The sequence below is a fragment of the Aeribacillus pallidus genome (assembly GCF_050478865.1).
Classification (GTDB): domain Bacteria; phylum Bacillota; class Bacilli; order Bacillales; family JACDOC01; genus JACDOC01.
The window spans coordinates 17,643-37,649 of sequence record NZ_JBCNBW010000017.1 but is presented as its reverse complement, the minus strand read 5'-3'; the positions used below and the strand labels follow the sequence as shown (position 1 = coordinate 37,649).

29 protein-coding genes are annotated in these 20,007 nt (G+C 41.5%); 24 read left to right on the top strand and 5 right to left on the bottom strand.

The window, feature by feature from the left end:
- The 23 genes from ABES52_RS04465 to ABES52_RS04355 form a co-directional block, all read left to right on the top strand.
- Positions 1–228: phage major capsid protein (locus tag ABES52_RS04465; RefSeq protein WP_429649359.1), on the top strand; the 228-nt coding region annotated here is incomplete at its 5' end.
- A 74-nt stretch (positions 229–302) separates the two neighbouring features.
- Positions 303–578, top strand: a complete 276-nt coding sequence (locus ABES52_RS04460; protein ID WP_429649357.1) for a hypothetical protein — start codon at positions 303–305, stop codon at positions 576–578.
- Entirely contained in the window at positions 523–813 is a 291-nt protein-coding gene (locus tag ABES52_RS04455) for a head-tail connector protein (RefSeq protein ID WP_429649355.1), read from the top strand. Before ABES52_RS04460 ends, ABES52_RS04455 begins: the two co-directional genes overlap by 56 nt.
- A complete protein-coding gene (locus ABES52_RS04450; protein ID WP_429649353.1) occupies positions 800–1,114 on the top strand; it encodes a phage head closure protein in 315 nt (104 codons plus the stop codon). The genes ABES52_RS04455 and ABES52_RS04450 overlap by 14 nt, the downstream gene beginning before the upstream one ends.
- Entirely contained in the window at positions 1,114–1,563 is a 450-nt protein-coding gene (locus tag ABES52_RS04445) for an HK97-gp10 family putative phage morphogenesis protein (protein WP_429649351.1), read from the top strand. The genes ABES52_RS04450 and ABES52_RS04445 overlap by 1 nt, the downstream gene beginning before the upstream one ends.
- Positions 1,560–1,982 (top strand): DUF3168 domain-containing protein, encoded by a 423-nt coding sequence (locus tag ABES52_RS04440; protein ID WP_429649349.1) that lies wholly within the window; start codon positions 1,560–1,562, stop codon positions 1,980–1,982. Before ABES52_RS04445 ends, ABES52_RS04440 begins: the two co-directional genes overlap by 4 nt.
- A 4-nt stretch (positions 1,983–1,986) precedes the next feature.
- Positions 1,987–2,406, top strand: coding sequence for a phage tail tube protein (locus ABES52_RS04435; RefSeq protein WP_429649347.1), 420 nt, complete (start codon positions 1,987–1,989; stop codon positions 2,404–2,406).
- A 42-nt stretch (positions 2,407–2,448) separates the two neighbouring features.
- On the top strand, positions 2,449–3,006 hold the full coding sequence (locus ABES52_RS04430; protein WP_429649345.1) for a hypothetical protein: 558 nt from the start codon (positions 2,449–2,451) through the stop codon (positions 3,004–3,006).
- 62 nt (positions 3,007–3,068) lie between these two features.
- On the top strand, positions 3,069–3,437 hold the full coding sequence (locus ABES52_RS04425) for a GTA-gp10 family protein (RefSeq protein ID WP_429649343.1): 369 nt from the start codon (positions 3,069–3,071) through the stop codon (positions 3,435–3,437).
- A 104-nt stretch (positions 3,438–3,541) separates the two neighbouring features.
- Entirely contained in the window at positions 3,542–3,781 is a 240-nt protein-coding gene (locus ABES52_RS04420; RefSeq protein WP_429649341.1) for a hypothetical protein, read from the top strand.
- Positions 3,782–3,911: 130 nt separating this feature from the next.
- Positions 3,912–5,942, top strand: a complete 2,031-nt coding sequence (locus ABES52_RS04415) for a phage tail tape measure protein (RefSeq protein WP_429649339.1) — start codon at positions 3,912–3,914, stop codon at positions 5,940–5,942.
- Positions 5,942–6,688 carry a distal tail protein Dit gene (locus tag ABES52_RS04410; protein WP_429649337.1) on the top strand — a complete coding sequence of 249 codons (747 nt, stop codon included), beginning with the start codon at positions 5,942–5,944 and terminating at the stop codon, positions 6,686–6,688. Before ABES52_RS04415 ends, ABES52_RS04410 begins: the two co-directional genes overlap by 1 nt.
- Positions 6,689–6,700: 12 nt before the next feature.
- Positions 6,701–7,738 (top strand): hypothetical protein, encoded by a 1,038-nt coding sequence (locus ABES52_RS04405; protein ID WP_429649335.1) that lies wholly within the window; start codon positions 6,701–6,703, stop codon positions 7,736–7,738.
- Between the two features lie 10 nt (positions 7,739–7,748).
- Positions 7,749–9,236, top strand: coding sequence for a phage tail spike protein (locus ABES52_RS04400; RefSeq protein ID WP_429649333.1), 1,488 nt, complete (start codon positions 7,749–7,751; stop codon positions 9,234–9,236).
- 2 nt (positions 9,237–9,238) lie between these two features.
- Entirely contained in the window at positions 9,239–9,436 is a 198-nt protein-coding gene (locus ABES52_RS04395) for a hypothetical protein (RefSeq protein WP_429649331.1), read from the top strand.
- A gap of 6 nt (positions 9,437–9,442) precedes the next feature.
- On the top strand, positions 9,443–10,243 hold the full coding sequence (locus tag ABES52_RS04390) for a hypothetical protein (protein ID WP_429649329.1): 801 nt from the start codon (positions 9,443–9,445) through the stop codon (positions 10,241–10,243).
- Positions 10,240–13,149 (top strand): glycosyl hydrolase family 18 protein, encoded by a 2,910-nt coding sequence (locus tag ABES52_RS04385; protein WP_429649327.1) that lies wholly within the window; start codon positions 10,240–10,242, stop codon positions 13,147–13,149. The genes ABES52_RS04390 and ABES52_RS04385 overlap by 4 nt, the downstream gene beginning before the upstream one ends.
- A 60-nt stretch (positions 13,150–13,209) precedes the next feature.
- Entirely contained in the window at positions 13,210–13,554 is a 345-nt protein-coding gene (locus tag ABES52_RS04380) for a hypothetical protein (RefSeq protein WP_429649325.1), read from the top strand.
- 2 nt (positions 13,555–13,556) lie between these two features.
- The gene (locus ABES52_RS04375) at positions 13,557–13,751 is read left to right on the top strand and encodes a hypothetical protein (protein WP_429649323.1); all 195 of its coding nucleotides are present in this window, start codon (positions 13,557–13,559) and stop codon (positions 13,749–13,751) included.
- Positions 13,752–13,811: 60 nt separating this feature from the next.
- Positions 13,812–14,333 (top strand): hypothetical protein, encoded by a 522-nt coding sequence (locus tag ABES52_RS04370; RefSeq protein ID WP_429649321.1) that lies wholly within the window; start codon positions 13,812–13,814, stop codon positions 14,331–14,333.
- Between the two features lie 55 nt (positions 14,334–14,388).
- On the top strand, positions 14,389–15,093 hold the full coding sequence (locus ABES52_RS04365; protein ID WP_429649319.1) for an N-acetylmuramoyl-L-alanine amidase: 705 nt from the start codon (positions 14,389–14,391) through the stop codon (positions 15,091–15,093).
- Between the two features lie 465 nt (positions 15,094–15,558).
- A complete protein-coding gene (locus tag ABES52_RS04360; protein ID WP_429649317.1) occupies positions 15,559–15,804 on the top strand; it encodes a helix-turn-helix transcriptional regulator in 246 nt (81 codons plus the stop codon).
- Positions 15,805–16,311: 507 nt separating this feature from the next.
- A complete protein-coding gene (locus tag ABES52_RS04355; protein ID WP_429649315.1) occupies positions 16,312–16,434 on the top strand; it encodes a hypothetical protein in 123 nt (40 codons plus the stop codon).
- Between the two features lie 525 nt (positions 16,435–16,959).
- Here the strand turns inward: ABES52_RS04355 and ABES52_RS04350 are convergent.
- From ABES52_RS04350 to ABES52_RS04330, 5 genes are read right to left on the bottom strand one after another with little or no spacing between them, the layout of a single operon-like run.
- Positions 16,960–17,112, bottom strand: a complete 153-nt coding sequence (locus ABES52_RS04350) for a RuvA C-terminal domain-containing protein (protein WP_429649313.1) — start codon at positions 17,110–17,112, stop codon at positions 16,960–16,962.
- Entirely contained in the window at positions 17,112–17,429 is a 318-nt protein-coding gene (locus ABES52_RS04345) for a hypothetical protein (protein WP_429649311.1), read from the bottom strand. Before ABES52_RS04345 ends, ABES52_RS04350 begins: the two co-directional genes overlap by 1 nt.
- Positions 17,419–18,204 carry a ParA family protein gene (locus tag ABES52_RS04340; RefSeq protein WP_429649309.1) on the bottom strand — a complete coding sequence of 262 codons (786 nt, stop codon included), beginning with the start codon at positions 18,202–18,204 and terminating at the stop codon, positions 17,419–17,421. Before ABES52_RS04340 ends, ABES52_RS04345 begins: the two co-directional genes overlap by 11 nt.
- A 35-nt stretch (positions 18,205–18,239) precedes the next feature.
- Positions 18,240–18,530 carry a hypothetical protein gene (locus ABES52_RS04335; RefSeq protein WP_429649307.1) on the bottom strand — a complete coding sequence of 97 codons (291 nt, stop codon included), beginning with the start codon at positions 18,528–18,530 and terminating at the stop codon, positions 18,240–18,242.
- A gap of 12 nt (positions 18,531–18,542) precedes the next feature.
- A complete protein-coding gene (locus ABES52_RS04330) occupies positions 18,543–19,433 on the bottom strand; it encodes a helix-turn-helix domain-containing protein (protein WP_429649305.1) in 891 nt (296 codons plus the stop codon).
- Positions 19,434–19,851: 418 nt separating this feature from the next.
- Here ABES52_RS04330 and ABES52_RS04325 point away from each other — a divergent pair, with 418 nt between their 5' ends.
- On the top strand, positions 19,852–19,992 hold the full coding sequence (locus ABES52_RS04325; protein WP_429649303.1) for a hypothetical protein: 141 nt from the start codon (positions 19,852–19,854) through the stop codon (positions 19,990–19,992).
- The last annotated feature ends 15 nt before the right edge of the window (positions 19,993–20,007 follow it).

The window sequence follows — 20,007 nt, the reverse complement described above, 5'->3', positions numbered from 1 at the left end:
CAAGACGATATTCCAACTATCCCGTCAGCTGGTACGGCTGGTAAAGTGGCGGTATTCGGTGACTTTAAGCAGGGTTACCGTATTTTAAACCGTAATGGCGGCGCTATTAAGCGTTTAGAAGAGAAATTTATTGATCAAGGATTAGTTGGATTCCGTTATAAACGCCGAGTAGGTGGCGGTGTCATCCGTCCAAATGCCTTGACCATCTTAAATGTGCCGGCATCCTAATGAATAAACCGGGTAAAGAGTTCATCTCTATCCCGGTTTTATTCATCTTTTTTCTAAACAAGGAGGTGTTTGGGGTGAAATTTAAACCAAAGCAAGCGGTCATCATTGGCAGCAATGTTTTAACTCCTGGCCAAGAATACGACTCTAAAAAATTAAAGGTAGCCGATAAATTCGTAAAATCCTGGATTGAATCCGGGTTGGTTGAATCTTTAGACGAAAACAAGAAGGCCGAGGTGAAAGCCGATGAGCCTAAAGATAACGATGACGCTGGACGAAATGAAGACGTATCTTCGGGTGGAAAACAATCTCGAAGACAATCTAATTCAAAGTCTAAAAACAGCGGCAAGTAACGAAGCTGAAAGGTTTCTCAATACTGATTTTTCAACTACCGATGAAACAGGCCAAACCATTGAAAATGAAGCTCCTGTGGAAGTGAAAATATGGGTTCTTAATCGTATGGCTGAATTGTACGAAAACCGGGGGAGGGTTCCTGAACCGGATTTTTCTATGATTCAGCATTTGCGCGTGTATCCGTTTAATGGCGAGTGGAACGATCCGGAGGAATCTATCGATGAAGATTGGTAATTTAAGACACCGGATAACGGTCCAAACAGCAACCAAGACACCGGATTCAATGGGTGGCGGTCAGAAAACCTGGACAGATGCGTTTTCGTGTTGGGCGCATGTTCGACCGTTAAACGGAGAGCGTCGCTATCAAGCCATGCAAGTCAAACGTGAATTATCTCATGAAATCGTGATGCGGTATCGTTCGGATATCACCGTTTACAATCGCATTGTGTATAACGGTCGTGTATTTGAAATCGATTCGATTTATCCGGATGAGTTAAATACCATGCTCACAATTGTTTGTTCGGAGGTGGTCTAATGGCTCGGCCAAGACTCACCTTGGATATGAAAGGCGTAGATAAAGCTATCAAACAATTCGAGATATTGGCAAAGAAAAAGAAAAAAGAAACGAAAGAAATTGTTAATCAAAAGGCGATTGATATTCAGCGCGGCGCAAAAAAACGAGCGCCGGTGGACGATGGGACGCTTCGTTCTTCTATTGTCCTGGAACCGTTTAAAGATGGTCTTGCGATTAGAGTTGGTTCTCGATTGCCTTATGCGGCTTATCAAGAATGGGGAACCGGGATCTATGCTCAACATCCGGACATTCCTGGTCGTAAAACTCCTTGGACATTTAAACATCCAAAAACCGGAGAATGGTGGGTTAATTTCCGAGGTGCAAAGCCACAACCCTTCCTATTTCCGGCTTTTGAAGCTGAAAAAGACGATTTTTTAAAGAAGTTAGAGGAGCTGTATAAAAAGCTATGATGAACAAAAAGGAAATATCGACCCTGGGAATGGTGAAATCCGGAGTTTATCAGCGGTTGAGCCAGGACCCTTCCTTAAATGCTGTAATAAACGGCGTTTTCGATAATGTTGATGAAAAAACACCTTATCCCTACATCGTCCTTGGAGCGATGACTGGCTCTCCTTGGGGAAGTAAAACCTCGGCTGGCCAAGAAGTAACCTTAACGATTCATACTTGGTCCGATTATCCGGGGGATGAAGAGATACTTATTAAAATCCATCCTTTGATTTTGGAAGCTATCAGCCGGGAGCCTATCGACGTTGGTAGTGGTTTAAGTGTGATGCTAGCAAGATTGGAAATGGAAGAAACCCTGGAATCGCCGGATGGTATGACACGCCAGGGTATTATTCGTTTCCGATTTAGAATCATGGAGGTGTAATGCAATGGCCCAATCTAAAGGTATTGATGGTGCATCTGTTTTAGTTCTCGTCAACCTCGGCGATGATGTATCTCCAAACTGGACACCGGTTGCCGAACAAACCAACCTTTCAACCGAATCTTCTCGAAATCTCATTGAAGCTAGTTCAAAAGATTCTGATCATACCAAATGGATTTATGGGAAACAGGACGACACCGTTTCTCTTGAGGCACTTTATGTTCCAAATGACGCGGCTTTTAAAGCTATAGAAGATGCAATGAAAAACAAGGAAACTGTTGTTTTAAGACGATCAGAAAATGGCACCGATGTAGAAGAAGCGACAGCGTTCGTTTCTACCATTTCTAAAGAATGGCCAGATAATGATGCATCAACGGTTTCTGCTGAATTTCAGCTTGATGAACCATGGACTCCTGTATCGCCATAACTAAAACAATAATTTTTATCAAAAAAAAGGAAGGTGTTTTTTATGCAACCTATTATTTATATAAACAAAGGTCCGATCCAAAATGTGTACTGGGACTATGAAGATGCCGCACCGGGTGGTCCAGTCGGTGAAATTTCATATCTTGGAACAATTTATACAAACGAACTATTCGTACAAGTGGATGATTATGGAAGCGTGTGGAAAGTTGGCATACGGTCTGATAACGCTAAATTTGAATATGGTTATATTCCGATCGTAAGCGGTCAAAACTTTGATTATGCATATGGATCTCTTTATGACTATGGATACCATACTTATAAAGATAACTACCAACAAAAATATGTCAGCGGTTATAAATTCCTCATTCGAAGAAAATGTCGCATATTCAACGGTACAACCGAAGTCACAAGCATTTATCCTGGCGATTTCGTGGTGACTGATGGAAATAGTAATGGAGGAGTGTCACATCCATATCGTTTAAGCATCAAAGGATACCAAAAAAATGGCATATTCTATGCACTTTCAAACGGATGGTGTGATACGGACATCGAGATCGGCTACTCAATGGCAAACGAAGCTACAACATACGGACAATGGTAATTTCTAAAGGGGTACCCATTATGGGTACTCCTTTTTTGTTAAATTTTCTAGGAGGTATGACTATGGCGAACAAAGCGAAAGGGATTGTTAAATTAAACGCTGATTATTCTTTGCGTTATACAACAAACGCATTGGTTGAATTAGAGGAAACGCTTGGATTAACCGTTCCGGAGATATTAGTTCGCTTTGAACGTGGAGGTATTGGTTTTAAAGCGATTCGTACTATTGTTTGGGCTGGTCTAATCCATCAATTCGACAATGGTGATGGTACTTATGATTTCACGCTTACGGAAGCTGGGGATCTAATCGACGAGTTAGGGTTTGAAGCTGTTATGGAAAAAGTAACACAGGCGTTAGAATCGGCATTCCCGGAATCTGAAAATAAACCAAATCGCGCGACTCGCAGACAAGGGGTAACAGCAAAAAACTAAACAAGAGCGCTCGTATCGACTGGGAGGAGTTGTATGCGAGCGCTCTTAAACTTGGCATTAAACCCGATGAATTTTGGAACAGCACCTTAAAAGAGATCAAGTGGATGGCTGATGGATATTGGTGGCGCAAGGATGAATTAGGGGAGTTGCTTGCTCACTTTACAGCCATCATCGCGAAACCACATTACAAAAAGCGAAATCTCAAAGGTTCCGACTTGTATCGTAGACGGGATCGAAAAGTGGTTTCGCTGGAGGAAAGACAAAAGCGTTTTGAACGTGCAGTAAAACTCATGGGTCCGGATGCCATTCCTGTAAAGAGGAAGGTGAAAAAGAAACATGCCTAAAGTTTCAGAGTTCTTCGTCACAGTTGGAGCGAAGATTTCCGATTTTGAAAAGAACATCAAAAAGGTACAAAATTCACTTTCCAGCTTATCGGACCGCATGAAATCCTCCGGCGAACAAATGACACAAAGTTTGTCATTGCCTATGGCAGCCATGGGTGGTCTTGCAATCAAAACCGCATCCGATTGGCAGTCGGCCCATGGTAAGATCCAGGCAACATTAGGAGTAACGGAACAAAAGGCCAAAGAATTAACGTCTGTTGCCAAAGAGTTATATTTAAGCGCTTTTGGTGAAAGTAGCGCTGAAGCGGCAGATGCTGTGGCTACCGTATCTCGAAATCTTCAAGATTTGCCAACCGATCAGTTAAAAGAGGTCACAGAACAGGCTTTTATAATTCGTGACGCTTTTGGTGTTGAAATCAACGAAACTACCAAAATGGCCAATGTGTTAATGAAAAACTTCGGCATTTCAGCCCAGGAATCCCTTGACCTCTTAACTGTTGGATTCCAAAAAGGCGGCGATTATGCTGGGGATTTACTCGATACCATGTGGGAATATGCGCCACAATTCGCGGCGATGGGCCATAGTGCCAAGGATATGATGAATATCCTTATTTCCGGCGCGCAGGCTGGTGCGTTCAACCTCGACAAAGTCGGGGATGCGGTCAAAGAGTTTAATATTCGTGCCAAGGATGGAAGTGAATCGACCGCAGAGGCATTTAAAGCACTGGGTTTAAATGCCACTAAAATGGCCAATGATATAGCGGCTGGTGGCGAGAGAGGTAAAGCGGCATTTAATGCTACCATTGCGGCGTTGGCGGCCATGGAGGACCCGGTCAAACGGAATCAGATCGGTGTTGCTCTATTTGGTACCATGTGGGAAGACCTAGAAGCGAATGTTATTACAGCTATGACAACCACAAAGGACCATCTAGGGCAAGTTGAAGGGGCGACCAATCGTGCCGGGGAAGCTCTTTATAATAACTTTGGCACTCAATTGCAGGAAACTTGGCGAAAAACGTTAGTTGCTTTGGAACCGTTAGGATTAGTTCTTATCGACCTGGCGAATATGGTCTTACCGATTCTAACTGAAGCAGTACAAAACTTATCGACTTGGTTCCAGGGATTAAGCCCAACCGTTCAGAAATTGATCGCTATCATCGGTGTGTTAGTGGCTACTATTGGTCCGGCGCTGGCGATATTTGGAGTTATGGTCGGTGCGATCGGTCAAGCATTACCGGTGATAATGAAATTAACAAGTGTATTCAAAGGTGTTATCACCGTTGTTAAAGCACTAGGAACGGCATTACGCTTTTTAGCATTAAATCCGGTAGGGTTGGTCATTACCGCGATTGCGGCCGCAGTCGCTATCGGTATTTATCTATGGAAAAACTGGGATTCTATTAAACCTAAACTTATCGCCATTTGGAATAACGTAAAAGAGAAGATGGCGAAGGCTTGGGAAGCAGTCAAAGCGAAAGCGGTCGAATTGGCCATTAACCTTGCAAAAAAATGGGGAGAAATCAAACAGTCCGTTATTTCGAAGGTCCAAGACCTTTGGAATAGCGTAACGTCAAAGTTGGAATCTTTAAAACAATCCGTTGTTAACAAGATTCAAAGTTTAAAAGATGGCGCTGTTTCAAGATTTCAATCTTTGGTTTCGTCAGCGAAAAGTAAATTTGAAGCAGCAAAAAACGCCATCTTAAATCCTATTGAAACAGCAAAAGAAAAAATTAAAGCGATCGTTGATAAAATCAAAGGATTTTTCTCCGGTTTAAAGTTAAAAATACCAAAACCAAAATTACCAAAACTACCACATTTCAAAATTAGCGGTAAATTCTCGTTAAATCCACCATCCATCCCTAAAATATCGGTTGATTGGTACGCTAAAGGTGGTATTGTTGACGGTGCTAGTTTAATAGGAGCCGGGGAGGCTGGACCGGAGGCGATTATTCCTTTACGCGGCCAAGCGATGCAACCATTTGCGGAGGCAATCGCGGAAAAAATCAACGCTATCACCGGTAAAGGTAACAATGGACCATCTGAGATCATTGTTCCGGTCATCCTGGACGGTCGAGAAATTGCTCGCGTCACAGCGCCATATATGGACCATGAATTGCGCCGGAGACAAAATTCTACGGTTAGAGCGAGAGGGGGCTTTTAATGCTTACCTATAAAGGCAATGATTTAAGCAACCTCATCATCGTGAATAATATCGGCAGGCCTATTTTGCCACCTCAAATTTTAAGCACCAAGGAGATCTACGGTCGTCCTGGTGCTTTCTTTTTTGAAAAAAGACACGGTCCGATCGTTCTCCCGGTGGAGGTAACTTTAAACGAAAAAGACCATACAAATTACCGGGCTTTGGTTCGTCAGCTAGCGGTGTACCTGGATTCCGACGAGCCAGGGCCTATGATTTTTTCGGATGAACCGGATAAGTTTATCAATGGTATTTTAATGGATGAATCGGCTCTTGATGAAATCGCGACTATGGGACGGGGCGAGTTGCAGTTTTATTGTCCGGATCCGTATTGGTATGCGGTCAATGATGATGTGATGTCTTGGAGTAATCCTGGAACCTACACATTAGATCGTCAAGGGACGGCCAATTCCAACCCTTTAATTGAAATTCAAGGAACCAATTCGAGTGGATCTATTGAATTAACCACTGATAATACGACTATCAAATTCACCGGTACTCTTTTAAGTGGTGAAACTCTTGTATTGGACTCCGAATATATCACCGCATATATCGTTAAAACGGATGGGACACAAGTTTCTGCTATTCATGATATCGACAACATTAATTTTCCGGTCCTGGTTCCAGGGGCGAATCAGTTGACCATTTCGGTTAACGGTGGAGCGACTGTTACTCAATTCAAAGTAACAGCGCGTAGTCGTTGGAAATAAAGGGGTGAAACTATGGCGAAAACACCATATATCGATCTGAAAAGCGAGGATATTCTATCGGCGCATATTAGTGGTTTGCAGCATTCGGTGAATAAGCTCGAAGAAGTTTTAAATATGAAAACATCGAGTGTTTCAGGCCATACGCTTGTTGCTGTGGCCGACCAAGACGATCCTTCTTTGCGTTATCGTATTTATGAAGGGACTATTCGTGGTTGGTTAGATTCACCGGCACCGATTGTGTATCGAAACGGAACACCGGTTGACCCTTCGGAATATGTAATCTCCCCTGGCCATGGGGTAGTTGTCTTTCATGATCAACAATTATCGTCAGATGTTATTACTGCAGATTTCGATTATATTGTGAGCCAATCGGCCACTATAGAATCCATTCAAAACGATCTTTCTTCTTTGCCTGGTATTCAAAGCGATGTATCTCAATTAAAAACGGATATAGCCATGGTAGCTGGTGGCGCGGCACCGATAGATACATTGAATGTCCTCATAAACGTAGATATGTGGAGTCATTTTAAGCGAAGCCTGGCAAGTATCACCGGCGCGCAAAATGTCTTAGTTTATGGAGATACGTTAGATATTTTTCCTTTTCCGGTTATGCAGCAAATGACCTTTTCAGAAGTAGGTCTGCAATTAGGGAAACATGCGGCTAGTAGTACCCAGGCAAAAATAGCGATTTATGCGGATAATGGAGAAGGATATCCTGGTTCTTTAGTTTTTGAATCGGCAGAGATGTCCTGGAGTGGGACTGTCGGTACTGAAGTTCACGAATGGCAATATGCGCCGGCCAATATCACCCTTAATCCTGGATTATATTGGATTGCTCGTTTTAATAGCGCAGATAGCCAATGGGATGGCTTGGCCAATACAGATGCCATTGTTTTAAATTTAATCGATCGCTCGGCCGGTACATCTACCACATATGGTGGGTATCGTGCGTCTTTACCTTATGCGAATGGATTCCCGGATCCTTTTCCTAGCAGTATACCGGCATTCGCTCGGAGCGCTTATGCTTCTCCATGGATTCGTAAGGCGTAGGTGATTGTTGATGTTTAATAAATACAATCAGCTAGGGCGCGTCCGTTATAACCAGCTAGGACGGTTGAAATACAACAGTAAAGGGGAATCAATTAAACCTCTTTATAATCGATTACCTGGGGCGCGTCCAATTATTTTGGACCAAAACCGGAAGCGACTTGCTGTTTTAGAAAATGCCGAGGATATCATCCTAGAGCAAGAGATTAATGGTATTGACCAGCTAACATTCCGATTGCCTTGGAAAGATAAAAAGCGTGTTTATTTAAAAAATGAAAATCTAGTCCAATTGGTTAATAGTTTCTATATCATTCGGCGTGTTAGTGTCAGACGTTCCGGTTTCAGTCCTGCGGAAATCGAGGTATATGCAGAGGCGCTTTGGTACGATCTTCAATTTGCGGAGCCGGTATCAAAGGCGCGATGGGAAAGCGCAACACCGGCAGAGATTATCTCCGACCTCCTGGATGGTACTGGATGGAGTGTAGGAAATGTTACCATAACGCGGCAGCGAACGCTTGAATTAGAGGAAGGCATCACCAACCGATTAAAAGGATTATCGGAATTACCGGACCTCTTTGGGGGAGAATTGCATTTCAATACCGACACGATGACGGTTGATTTTACGGAACCGATCGGTAGAAAATCCGGCGCGTCTATTGTTTATTCCAAAAACCTCGAAGAAGTAGAAGCGATTTATGATACCGAGGAATTAGTCACGCGTCTTTATTTGTACGGAAAAAACAACATGACCATCGAAGACGCGAATAATGGCATTCCTTATTTGGAAGATTTCAGCTATACAAATAAGGTCCGGGTAAAAGTCATAAAAGATGAGCGTTTCACGAACCCTTTTCATCTAAAGGAAAAAGGGGAGGACGCTCTGAAAGTTTTGGCTCGACCTCGTTCGTCTTATATTTTGAAGGCAGCCGACCTTTCTGCTCTATCCGGTTTATCCCATGAAGAGTTCTTCCTGGGCGATGAGATCATGGTTTATGACAAAGAGTTAGAAATCGATGTTTCGGTTCGTATCATGCGATGGAAGTATAATGTCGTAGAGCCTTGGAACACAGAGCTTCAACTCGAATCGAAACAACCAAGTTTAACGGATTTATTAACCGGTGTTCAAGAAGGGACTTCTTTTCTGCAGTCAGAGGATACGGTCGATCGTAGTGAAATGTTAAATCTTCATGTGTTTAACTATCTTTTGAATTCAAGGGCTGACGATGGATTTAATTACTGGACAAATAATGGCTGGGAGATCGATCCGGTGAATGGTTATAGCGGAAATGCATCATTCAAAGCTACCGCACAGCCTGGCGTGACCAAATCGTTAAAACAAACGGTTTATCCTTCTCATCGTGACTCCTATTCCATCAGTATGCGTGTGTCCACTGAAAACTTAAAAGTCGGAACAGGAAGGGTTGGCGTATACATTCGAATTAAATACGCGGATGGAACCGAGGACGAACCGGTTTGGATTCCATTAAGTGAGGAGGCTTGATGATGTTTTTTAATCTCATAAACCAAGCCATCGAAGTAAAGAACCCGGACCGGGGTGTTTCGGCTATAGAAATTGAGTTGGTGATGGAAAACTGCGAATCTGGTCAAGTGAATGTAACCGATATCATGTTGCAAGGAGGAACCATTTCTACGATTTGGGCTGGCCACCCTTCGGAGACTCGCTGGTCATTGGATGGGTGATGTCTTATGAATAAAGAATCCTGGACGCGTTATCTTGCAACATTAACAAAATATCAAAGAAAAAAGGTTTCAAGCATTGAGTTGGAGTTTGTGGTCGAAAACGCCGAGGCAGGAACCGTTCATTTAACGGATCTGCAATTGCAAGAAGGGCAGCAAGTTACAGCGACCATTCCAAATACAAAAGAATTTTTTTCTCCTAAATACGGGACTTTGGACGAATCAAAGACTGGTGTTGGCGGTGATGTTTATCAAGGTGATCAGCCGAGGGTATTTCCAAATATCAAAAACCGATTTTATAACATTGTTGGTCGAGGGCATGAAGCGATTGTCATTCCGAATATTTACGAAGATGATTTTTCGCAGAAATTAGTCACGACTGCAGTTGATTTAACTTTATATGCCAAGGATGATTTTGATTTGTTACGGATTTCTACTAATTATGGGGCGTTCCCGACCGGTTATGGCGAATTAACCTATGAAGATGAACCGGAACACCCTTTGAATAAAAGGTATAGCCGGGAATTCTTTTTCGAAGGTGGACCGGCTGGAAGTGAAATTAAACTCCTGGCTTCTCAAAATATCGCAACCTTAAACGGACAACCAGCGAACCGAGCCAGCCGAACGATCTCTGTTGGTAACGGAATTTTAAAAATAAAACGCCAGCTGTTTATGGGATTGCCTTATGGTTCGAACCGTATCCGAATTGAGTTTTATCGGCTGGTAAACGGAAAAATGCAGGATGTGGGCATTGGTTATTGGGGGATAGCCGAGTTGATCCAATGGGAAGAAGGGAAGTCGAAAATATGAGCCATATTAAGTTTTTGTCGTGGTCCTTGAACGAACCATCAAATAGCCAATTTGAACAGTACGCTAGGGAAATTTCACCAGGTCAATGGGAAATTCTTGACCCGGATGTTTGGAAGACCTGGGGCGGCGATCAACGAAATTTTTGGTATGCTTTCCTGGAACATCATCATAAATTTTACGCGTTTGGTCTACATGATTTTGGTGTTCGTGCCGATGGAACCATCTACAGCTATAAAGCTGGGGAGTCCTATTCGGTTCTTACGGCTGATGAGACTGCGATTCAATGGTGGATGAGAGATTCCCTTCGATACCTAGTGGATCATTATCCGGAGATTAAATGGTCCTTACAAATGGTTTGTTTCGGCGAGTCAAAAGTAGAGCCGATGTTGGATAACGTGAATAATTGCCAGGATACTTTTATCCGGCAAGTTAAAAAAATCGCACAGCTGTATATGGCCCGTTTCCCCGGTCGAATTAAAGGCATCGAGATGGACTTCGAGAAAAGTTCATCGAGGAGCCGGTCTTATCAAGAAGCGGAAAAGTATCGCGATCTGTTAGTAAGGGTAAAAAATGAAGTTTGTATTCCTCTTGGCTTGGAGTTGCGTGTTAACCTTCATGCTATGACCGGCGATTTTGAGCCTTATTGGTATCAATGGACCGATTATCGTACTATCGCTGGTGGTATTGATTCAAACGGAAACCAGGCAGTTGATGAGTTTCAGATTATGTCTTATGACTTTTCCCATAACAATTCAGCGCCTGGTCCTTCTACTCCGGTTTGGTGGTTGTTGCAAGTCCTGGATCATGTGAAAAATGTTTTACCACCGGAACGTACTTTCATTGGGAATGCGGCCTATGGTCGTCGTTGGCCATTAAATGAGAAGCGTTCCGGTAGTGCTGTTCGTTATTGGCAGCTGTTATTGTGGCAAAATGGATTATTTAAACATAACGCCGGAAGTTATAACGAACAGGGAGAGTTCGTTTGGTACGATCAATCCTTTATTCCATATGTGGGGTTTCATGATGAGGAGTCCGGATATGAACGTACTTTTCTCCATGTGTACGATCGTTTCGCGGTCCAATTTGCCAATTTAATAGAGAATTTTAACGGATCGCAAGTGATTTTTCGGTCCACTTACAATGGTGCGGAATATATAACAAGCTATTCAAAACACCAAAGGGCCAAATTTACGGGAATTCAAAAGGTCCTAACAGATATATCTACCCGGTCCGGAAACACCGTGCAGGGAACGTCCTGGACGCCAATAGATACACTTCCAGGCTATACTTTTATTGGGTATTCGGCTTATCAAGCAGTATATAACTACAATGAAGAATTACAAACTTGTGAACCGGCAGAAGATGAAACCGGTCAAGATGGTCAATTGACGTATTCGTTTAGTTTGCCAAGCGCTGGAACATACCGATTGATTGCAGTGGTGTACTTTCCTTATTTAAATCCTCGTATTCCGATAACAGTGAACGGTACACCGTTCACGATCGGAGCGCCTGGTAATCAGCCGGAATGGTATCCGTTCTATGTTAATCCTGCTAAACATTTCTATGATTGCGGTACATTCTCTTTCGGAACGTCCAACACCATAAATGTTGGGGTTTGCTCTGATGATGCTCAAATCCTGGGCTTTATCATATGCCAAGACTTCGAACATGGTATGTCTGGAGGCGAAATTGAATATGACGTGAACCTTCAACCTGCCATGAAAAGGGGAACGGTTCAGGATGGAGTTGTTTCAAAGGTTCAAGCAAAATTCCCGGATGAAATGACACTTACGGGTGAAGTGTTACGTCGGCCACCACGTCCGGCCATCATATGGGAGGATATGTTTGGTCCACATGCCGATAGTGGCATTTCGGACTTGGCTCAAACTCGGTATTATCTCCACGTAAATACTGCTTATGTTCCACCTGGTAGTAATCCGGACCCTAATTTGAAGCGTTGCGTTGGTCCAGCAGTTGCGAGGGGATATTCAAATGGTGTATGGACACCGGTGGCGGCTAGTGAAAATGAAGCTGCTCATGTGTTTGGTGACGCGAGAGGCCAATCCATGCAGTTGATATTAAACCGTCAATATCAAATGAACGCTCATATCGAAGCCGATTTAAGTGCCGATCCTGGCGACAGTGGGGCAATTTATGGAATTCGTTTCTATGCTGATACGCCTGGGCAAATTGGAGAAGGATATATATTCGTCGCCGATCATAGCGCCGGTCTTTATTATCTGAAATATGAAAGTGGAGGAAACTCTCAAACCCTTGCTTCAGCACCGATGAATCTCACCTTGGGGAACCGGTACACGTTGAAGGTTCGGGTGGTCGGAAATCATATAAAATGTATGGTTGGAAACAATGACGTGGTCATCGATTACCCTAGTACCGAAGTGTTCCCTGGTCAAATCACTAAAGGCGCGCATGGTATTTATGCAAAAAACTGCCGATTGAAATGTTATCGACTACAAATTGCAACAAACGACCGATATGAACCAATGGAGAAGGTTTCGGCGATCGTGGATGGTGTTGAACATATCGCTCTTGAAGAAAGCCGGCCATACTCCTACGATGAGTTGGGCTATCTAATCTATTCCGGTTTCGACCCGGATGAAGGTTTAGGTATCGATATCGCAAACGATTACGAAAACTTACCAATAGCTACCGTTCCTTCCTGGCAAGGAAACAAAACCGTCCGGATCCGAATGGTTGACGCCGGCGTTTGGTTAAGGAATTTTTACATTGGAGATTCACAAGGCTATTCAATCGCATGGAACAGTGACCTCGAAGGGTTTATAACTACTCTCCAATATGTTTCTGAATATGGATGCAAAGGCGTAGCCATGTGGACCGTCGGGCAGGAAGATCCGCGTGTGTTCACGTATCTCCCGTCTAATTAAAATTAATGCATTTATTAATAATAAAATTAACATTATAATTAATGTTAGGAGGTATGGGGAATGTCTACAATGGGTGGGAACGGCGTAACGATTACGCTTCGCGAAATCTATGATTCGTTGAATGGAGTGTCTAGTTCATTGGAACGTTTAGAACAGAGAATCATTCGGCTGGAAGAAAAAACATTGATTGCTGGAGAAGCGGACGAACGAAGTCGCGAAGCTCTGAAATTGGCTGAAGAAGCGCTCGAAAAGGCAAATGAAGCGTTAACCATTGTCAAAGAGCAAAAACGCGAAAAACAAGAATTTAAAAAAATATGGATTAGCGCTGTCCTTACTGCAGTTATTCCTTGGTTATTGAGTTTCTTGCTTGCTCTTATTTACCTTGTTCAGAAAGGGGGGATTTAAGGATGAAAGATTGGAAGAAAATCATCGGTTATTTCATACCGATTATTGCGCTCGTTATCGCGAACATCGCCAAAGTCGATGATCCGTCGCAGATTGAAGGGGCGCTTGAAATCATTGTTTCCGGCATCTTTGGCTTGCTGGCGGCCATTGGTGTTTATCAAAACCATGATAAAAATAACGATAATGCAAATGATTAAAAAATATAAAAATTAACGTTAATGTTAATATTTTTATTAATTTTAAGGGGGGTTATATTTATGGCTCAACCTCAAATTTATATCAATGATAACTCAGTAAAATTCCCTATTTGGGATAGCACAGATGCAAACCAATTGCTCGGATATTTATATCCGAAAGAACTTTTTGTCGATACTTACGGTTATTCCGGCTCAAAAACACCTAACTATGCTTATACAAGCGCCAAAGGATGGACAAAGTGCTGGATTCCAACCGGTGAATATGGGGCTTCATTAGCGTTTGGAACACAATATGATTACGGATATAGCGCTTGCGGCGGCGTACAAGGCTATGTTTTCAAAGTTCGCAGTGCTTGCCGGGTGTTTGAAGGTACAACATTCATCACACGTCTTTATGCTGGCGATATTGTTTATACTGATGGGGATTCGCATGCAGGTTTAACCTATCCTTATCGTCTTTCTATTAAAGGTTATAAAAAATCAAACGGCGAGTGCAAATGGCTTCAAAATGGTTTCTGCGATACTGACATTGAAATTGGTAGCTCAATGTATAACGAAACTTGCGTTTATGGCGATTGGTAAAAATTGGAGGACAACAATTCCGTTGTCCTCTTAATTAATAAATGGGGGGATTAATATGGCTGATTTTGTACAAGTCATCGATCCTGGTCATGGTGGTCACGATCCCGGCGCGGTAGCGAATGGACTACGCGAGAAAGATTTGACGCTAAAAATCGCGCTCTATGCTCGCGATTACATTCATGAAAATTACGAAAATGTGAAGGTATATCTCACTCGCGACAAAGATGTGTTTCTAGGATTAAGCGAGAGAGCCGATTTCGCCAACCGTTTAAAAGCCGACCATTTCTGCAGCATTCATATTAACGCTGGTGGTGGAAAAGGATTCGAATCTTTTATCTATAACGGCAATTATTCAAACAAACCGAAAACACAAGCATTGAGAAACGTTTTGCATGACACGATCATCTCCGAAACCGATTTTGCCAACCGAGGAAAGAAAGAAGCAAATTTCGCTGTGCTTCGTGAAACAAACATGTCGGCAGTTTTAACGGAGAATGGTTTCATCGATAACACTTTTGATGCAACCTATTTAAAATCTGATTTTAATCTTCGTAAGATAGCCATCGCTCATGCTCATGGGCTTGCCAAAGCACACGGATGGAAATTAAAACCGAAAAAGCAAGCATCCAAACTTTCAAAAAGCGGCGTTTATTATCGTGTTATCACTGGAAGTTTTGAAAACCGAGAAAACGCCGAGCAAAGAGTCAAAGAATTAAAGGCAAAAGGATACGATGCCTTTATCGATGTCTATAAAAAATAAAAATCCCCTTTTTCAAGGGGATATTTTTTTATAAAGCTATTGACAATTGTAAATAGGTGTGTTAATATAATAATCGAAAGGAGGTGAACGAAGGGTGGAAGATATCAAAAATATCGTTCTTACACTTGCGGCTCTCGTAGCAATGGTCAAAACCACACTCGATATCAAAGACCGTTACGAAGAGCGCAAGCGTAAGAAAAAGGAATAGGTAAAAAGGGGGGTTGAGGTTTCAACCTCAACCTCTCGATTAAATTATAACCTTTCTTCCACTCAAAAACCAATGATCAAGTGGATCAAAAAAATCGAGTCAACTGATTGGTTGTTCTTGGTATTGTTTCTCGGTTGGTTGGATAGCGTAAACTTTAGCAAGATGACTTTACTGAATTGGGTTACTGCTGGTGTAGTAGTTGTTTGGTTCATCCTGGTGTTTATCAAATACAAAATAAAATTTGAAGGTGACGAGTGATGGATTTTCATTTAAAAAACCGCAGCGATATCGCGGCGTTTGTTCAACAAGAGATCTTAACTTCGACCGAGGCGATCCAAATCCTAGGGATCACAAGACAAAGATTGAGCCAGCTGGTGAAAAAAGGCCAGCTGGTTCCACTAAAAAAAGAAGGTGGAGTCAGTCTGTTTCTTCGTTCGGAAGTTGAGGAGAAAAAAATGGAATTAGAAGGGCTTCGGAAAATCTTCGGACCCGATAAAAATTAAGTCCAGGAATGGTGACTTTATCATCCTGGACATTTTATAATGGAGTTAAGGGTATCATCTATCATCTTTTTATTCAAAAAGCGACGATCACACCTAGAATTCATGTTCGCATTCTGCGACTTTGCACTTGTTCGGTCTTGTTCGTTTGCTAAAATCCCAGGCGTATCAAGGGTTTTGAGCCTGGGATTTTTTTCTATTCCTATAATCTATTTTATGTAAATGAATTCCATTACAGCGTCACCGCGTTAATGTGGATAAGTCTGTTGGTAAGTTGTTCGCGTTGTGAATAACTTTTTTTGTGTTTTTATATTATTTTGTTCTCATTTAGAATAATACCCTACCAAATCATAAAAAACACCTGGAAAACTCCAGGTTATGTCGAAAACTCTCATCTCAAATTGCAAAAGGACACTCGATATCCATGAAAAATTTGGTATAATCGAATCAAGCCCATTGGCTCGGCCACCCTTCTTTACCCGTATCTTCTAATGAAGGGAGGTTACCCCAATGAAAGGCGAACAACAACAATGTACTGCACCGGTTAAGGGGAAAGTGGCATACTATACGGATTGGGCCATCCGTATAGGCCATCTTATCCTCTTGGTATTTAAGTTTTGTGAGTTGATTTAATACTTAAGGTAGGATCGGCCAGGCGGAGGACTTACCACCCTTCTGCCGGCTTTACTCGGTCGAGCCACCGTGGTCGGTCCTTTCCTCATCATTTTGTCACATATTACTTCTATTTATACGTTAGCATACCCAGAAAATGCTTATAATAAAGAGAAAAAGACTCCGGCTACCACCCCGGAGTCTTTTTCAAATACCCGTACTTCTAATGAAGTTTAGCTAAACTCATTATGAAAGGCTACTTTTCGCTTTACAGCGCTTTCCGATCGTTTCTTTCGGTGGGCCAAACCGAAAGAGATGCAAAATAAGTACTGAAAATAACCATTTATTCTATTATTTGCGCTGTGTACTTGTATTATAGCATATGAGATGTAACATGTGTATAATTTTTCAATTTTGTAATAATCTTTTCACAAAATCCAAAATACGTCATGCAGAGAATCGCTCTACGTTGCATCGAAATTCGATTTTATGGGTAATCCCCTTACTCGATGCAAAATTCAAGCGCTCATTTCGAGCGCTCTTTTTTTAAAATTTAACATATTCTTCGTGTGCTTCTTCTTCTGTTTTCATATCCATGAAATAAAGCATTTTTCTTTCTACCTTTCGAATCTCGTCCTCGGAATATCCTAATTCCTTTAATGCCATGATTGCATATCCGATCGCGGCTCCGTTCGTCATTATAGCCATCCCTTCTCTTTGAATACTTTTTTTACGGCTTCGTTCACGATCTGTGATTTAATCCCTTTCCCACCATTCCGGCCAACTCGGTCAATTGCGGCGGCCACTTCTCTTTCAAAATAAATACCTTTCAAAACATGAGTTTTATCCTTTTTCTTATTATTTTCAATAATCTTATCTAATTCATCAAGATTTTCATTTTCTTTTACATTATTGTCATTGTTAACATTAATATTAATTTTTTGGTTATCGTTATCCTTATTGTTTCTATTCGCGACATCGTTAAACCCTGCGATATGTCTGTTTTTACGAGCCATCTCCATCCATCTCCTTCACTAATTCAAAATATGACGTTACTAATGGGTTGTTTTTGTCCGTTAGTGTAGCTGGTAATCCTTCATAGGCTACACTGGCAGCAAAACGTACCGTTCTTGGAATAATTGTATCAAACATAGTAATCTGATTGTTCATGCAATACGCGCGACATTCTTGAAGGACCTGTGAGTGTAGATGGGTTCTTTTATCGACCAAAGTCGCTACGATTCCAAGAACAGACAAACTTGGATTATATCTTTCCCGGAATTCATCGATGGCATTCAAGATTTTCACAAGAGAACGCATGCTATAATTCTCTGGTTGGAAAGGGATCAGAACCTCGTCAGCAAAGCATAGAACATTTCCTTGTGTTAGACCAAGGTTCGGCGGTGTATCGATTAAAATTACGTCATAATCGCTCACGATCTTGTCTAGGCGTTTGGTCATGAGCATGAAAGGCTGAGGGTATTGCTCCACCTTGGTTAAAACGTCAAACTCAAAAAAAGCCATGTCATCATTGGCTGGAAGGATATCAATGTTTTCATAGACGTTTTGAATCGAGTATTCCGGAGGGATTCCGTCCACCAATACGTCATAGATCGTGGTATTGAAATTATCCGGATTTTTTCCAAAAGAGAGCGCAGCATTCCCTTGGTTATCAGTATCAATGATCAATACCTTTTTCCCTTGAAGAGCGTAAACGCCAGCTAGGTTGGTCGTTATGCTTGTTTTAAGCACACCACCCTTATTTGTGCTTACTGCTATTACTTTTCCCATGATTTTTTCTCCCCTATACGCGTTATTTTCCCTTTTTAAAACACCACATGGACCGATCCGTTCTCTGTGATTTCGACAGAGTGGTAACTCATAGGCAAATCCATGCCTGTATAGAACGACTTTTCTTGTAGTTCCTTCATCCCTCTTTCGTAGATTTTACGATCTACAACCAGGTGATAAAAATAGATTTTTTCACCATCGATCATCTGAGAGTCAGTCATAAAGAAGTTATCACCAAATTGATTTTTAAACCATTGTCTAGCTTCGAGATGGCTCTTAAACTCTGGGATCGTAGAAACAAATTCTCTTGTGATACGTTTGGTCATGATAACATCTCCTTATAAAGATTCCCCTTCGATAAAGTCATATCGTAAGATTTCCGGGATTTGTGGCTTGTTGTAAATGCTCATTTTTTCATCGTACACCATGCCATATAACGTTCCGTAGTAGTATCCTGGGATTTTATTGAATTCAATTTTTCGCTGTTTGTATTTCTTAACTGTTTTGTTCCAGGCTTCAAATACTAATTCCAGGCTTTTCTCATCAATCCTACAAGGACCCCATACCTTTTGGAATGCCACTTTTGTTGAATGCCATAATCGTTCGATTTGTTTTGCTTTATCGAAGGCTATTTTTACTTTCTTCACAAACTCGCCTGGAACCTCTTTGCTTACAAAGTTTGAATCTAATTCGATTTCGTCGATTTCGCGTTTATGCATATATGTATTATTATTTTTATTTACTCTTAAAGACTCAGTTTTAAAAATCTCAGTTTCGGAGTCGTTTTTTGCCGATTGAACGCTTGTCATGTCTGTGTTTGTCGTGTTTTGCCGATGTGACATTTCCGATGTGACATCCGATGTGACATGGTCCGGTAATAAAAGACCTGGGATCGGCTTGATGATAATGACTGGGTGACCATATCCACCGTTTTTCCGTATGGTTTTTAACCGTTCAATGATTCCTAGGTCCTCTAATTGCTTTAGCGCTCGGTGAATGGTTCGGCTGGATTTTTCAATGATTGATGCGATCGTGCTAATTTTGGCCCAACAAACCCCTGGGATTTTTAACGCGAATCGCGAAATAGTCTTTAAGGTTAAAATCGCAGCAGGTGTTAGTTCATGCTTGTAATGGTAAAGGAACGCGCGTACTGTATTATTGAGTTCTTCCTTTGTTTCAAACGTTTTTAATTGTTTCATAGCGTTGTAATCTGCTGACGCTATTTGCATAAAAAATCCCCTCCACAATTAATTTTTTGTGCAGGGAACCTTAATCTACCAATCCTAGAGTATTGCCTTCTACACCGTTTATCGGTTATAATGAAGACAAAATTAATAGCGTTGTAATCTGCTAACGCGGATTGGTAAAAAAATTCCCTGCGAAAAGTCGGTGTTGCAGCACCGACTTTTCTATTTGCTTATTATATTACTAGAATAGAAGATACCTAGCAAGAGTGATTTTGATAGGCCAGCGACGATCTGTCGCTGGTTTTTATTTTTTATTTTATTAATTTTTTTGTTAACTAAATCATTAATTTTATTGTTAGTTTTAAGGTTAAAAAAATTATTAAGTTAAATGTTAAAACTCTTGAATATCAATGGTTAGAGAGTTAATATACAACACAACGAATAGATGGAGGTTGAAAAAATGAAAGTGATTATTCAATTCTTTAATCCAGAAACTCAAAAAAATGAGAAAAAAACTTTCGATTCCAAACGTAAAATGTTGGCCTGGGTGGAAGAAAACGAGATTTATAACTATGAAGTGAATTATTTCATTTACGCTTAACTCTCTAGCAATCCG

Bases quoted from the DNA above. Each gene is read 5' to 3' on its own strand.
- ABES52_RS04365 (WP_429649319.1), top strand. From the start codon at position 14,389: ATGGCTGATTTTGTACAAGTCATCGATCCTGGTCATGGTGGTCACGAT.
- ABES52_RS04445 (WP_429649351.1), top strand. From the start codon at position 1,114: ATGGCTCGGCCAAGACTCACCTTGGATATGAAAGGCGTAGATAAAGCT.
- ABES52_RS04400 (WP_429649333.1), top strand. From the start codon at position 7,749: ATGTTTAATAAATACAATCAGCTAGGGCGCGTCCGTTATAACCAGCTA.
- ABES52_RS04330 (WP_429649305.1), bottom strand. From the start codon at position 19,433: ATGCAAATAGCGTCAGCAGATTACAACGCTATGAAACAATTAAAAACG.
- ABES52_RS04395 (WP_429649331.1), top strand. From the start codon at position 9,239: ATGTTTTTTAATCTCATAAACCAAGCCATCGAAGTAAAGAACCCGGAC.
- ABES52_RS04345 (WP_429649311.1), bottom strand. From the start codon at position 17,429: ATGGCTCGTAAAAACAGACATATCGCAGGGTTTAACGATGTCGCGAAT.
- ABES52_RS04385 (WP_429649327.1), top strand. From the start codon at position 10,240: ATGAGCCATATTAAGTTTTTGTCGTGGTCCTTGAACGAACCATCAAAT.
- ABES52_RS04325 (WP_429649303.1), top strand. From the start codon at position 19,852: ATGAAAGTGATTATTCAATTCTTTAATCCAGAAACTCAAAAAAATGAG.
- ABES52_RS04340 (WP_429649309.1), bottom strand. From the start codon at position 18,204: ATGGGAAAAGTAATAGCAGTAAGCACAAATAAGGGTGGTGTGCTTAAA.
- ABES52_RS04435 (WP_429649347.1), top strand. From the start codon at position 1,987: ATGGCCCAATCTAAAGGTATTGATGGTGCATCTGTTTTAGTTCTCGTC.
- ABES52_RS04420 (WP_429649341.1), top strand. From the start codon at position 3,542: ATGGCTGATGGATATTGGTGGCGCAAGGATGAATTAGGGGAGTTGCTT.
- ABES52_RS04390 (WP_429649329.1), top strand. From the start codon at position 9,443: ATGAATAAAGAATCCTGGACGCGTTATCTTGCAACATTAACAAAATAT.
- ABES52_RS04405 (WP_429649335.1), top strand. From the start codon at position 6,701: ATGGCGAAAACACCATATATCGATCTGAAAAGCGAGGATATTCTATCG.
- ABES52_RS04355 (WP_429649315.1), top strand. From the start codon at position 16,312: ATGAAAGGCGAACAACAACAATGTACTGCACCGGTTAAGGGGAAAGTG.
- ABES52_RS04450 (WP_429649353.1), top strand. From the start codon at position 800: ATGAAGATTGGTAATTTAAGACACCGGATAACGGTCCAAACAGCAACC.
- ABES52_RS04360 (WP_429649317.1), top strand. From the start codon at position 15,559: ATGGATTTTCATTTAAAAAACCGCAGCGATATCGCGGCGTTTGTTCAA.
- ABES52_RS04430 (WP_429649345.1), top strand. From the start codon at position 2,449: ATGCAACCTATTATTTATATAAACAAAGGTCCGATCCAAAATGTGTAC.
- ABES52_RS04410 (WP_429649337.1), top strand. From the start codon at position 5,942: ATGCTTACCTATAAAGGCAATGATTTAAGCAACCTCATCATCGTGAAT.
- ABES52_RS04380 (WP_429649325.1), top strand. From the start codon at position 13,210: ATGTCTACAATGGGTGGGAACGGCGTAACGATTACGCTTCGCGAAATC.
- ABES52_RS04425 (WP_429649343.1), top strand. From the start codon at position 3,069: ATGGCGAACAAAGCGAAAGGGATTGTTAAATTAAACGCTGATTATTCT.
- ABES52_RS04440 (WP_429649349.1), top strand. From the start codon at position 1,560: ATGATGAACAAAAAGGAAATATCGACCCTGGGAATGGTGAAATCCGGA.
- ABES52_RS04350 (WP_429649313.1), bottom strand. From the start codon at position 17,112: ATGACGAACGGAGCCGCGATCGGATATGCAATCATGGCATTAAAGGAA.
- ABES52_RS04335 (WP_429649307.1), bottom strand. From the start codon at position 18,530: ATGACCAAACGTATCACAAGAGAATTTGTTTCTACGATCCCAGAGTTT.
- ABES52_RS04370 (WP_429649321.1), top strand. From the start codon at position 13,812: ATGGCTCAACCTCAAATTTATATCAATGATAACTCAGTAAAATTCCCT.
- ABES52_RS04375 (WP_429649323.1), top strand. From the start codon at position 13,557: ATGAAAGATTGGAAGAAAATCATCGGTTATTTCATACCGATTATTGCG.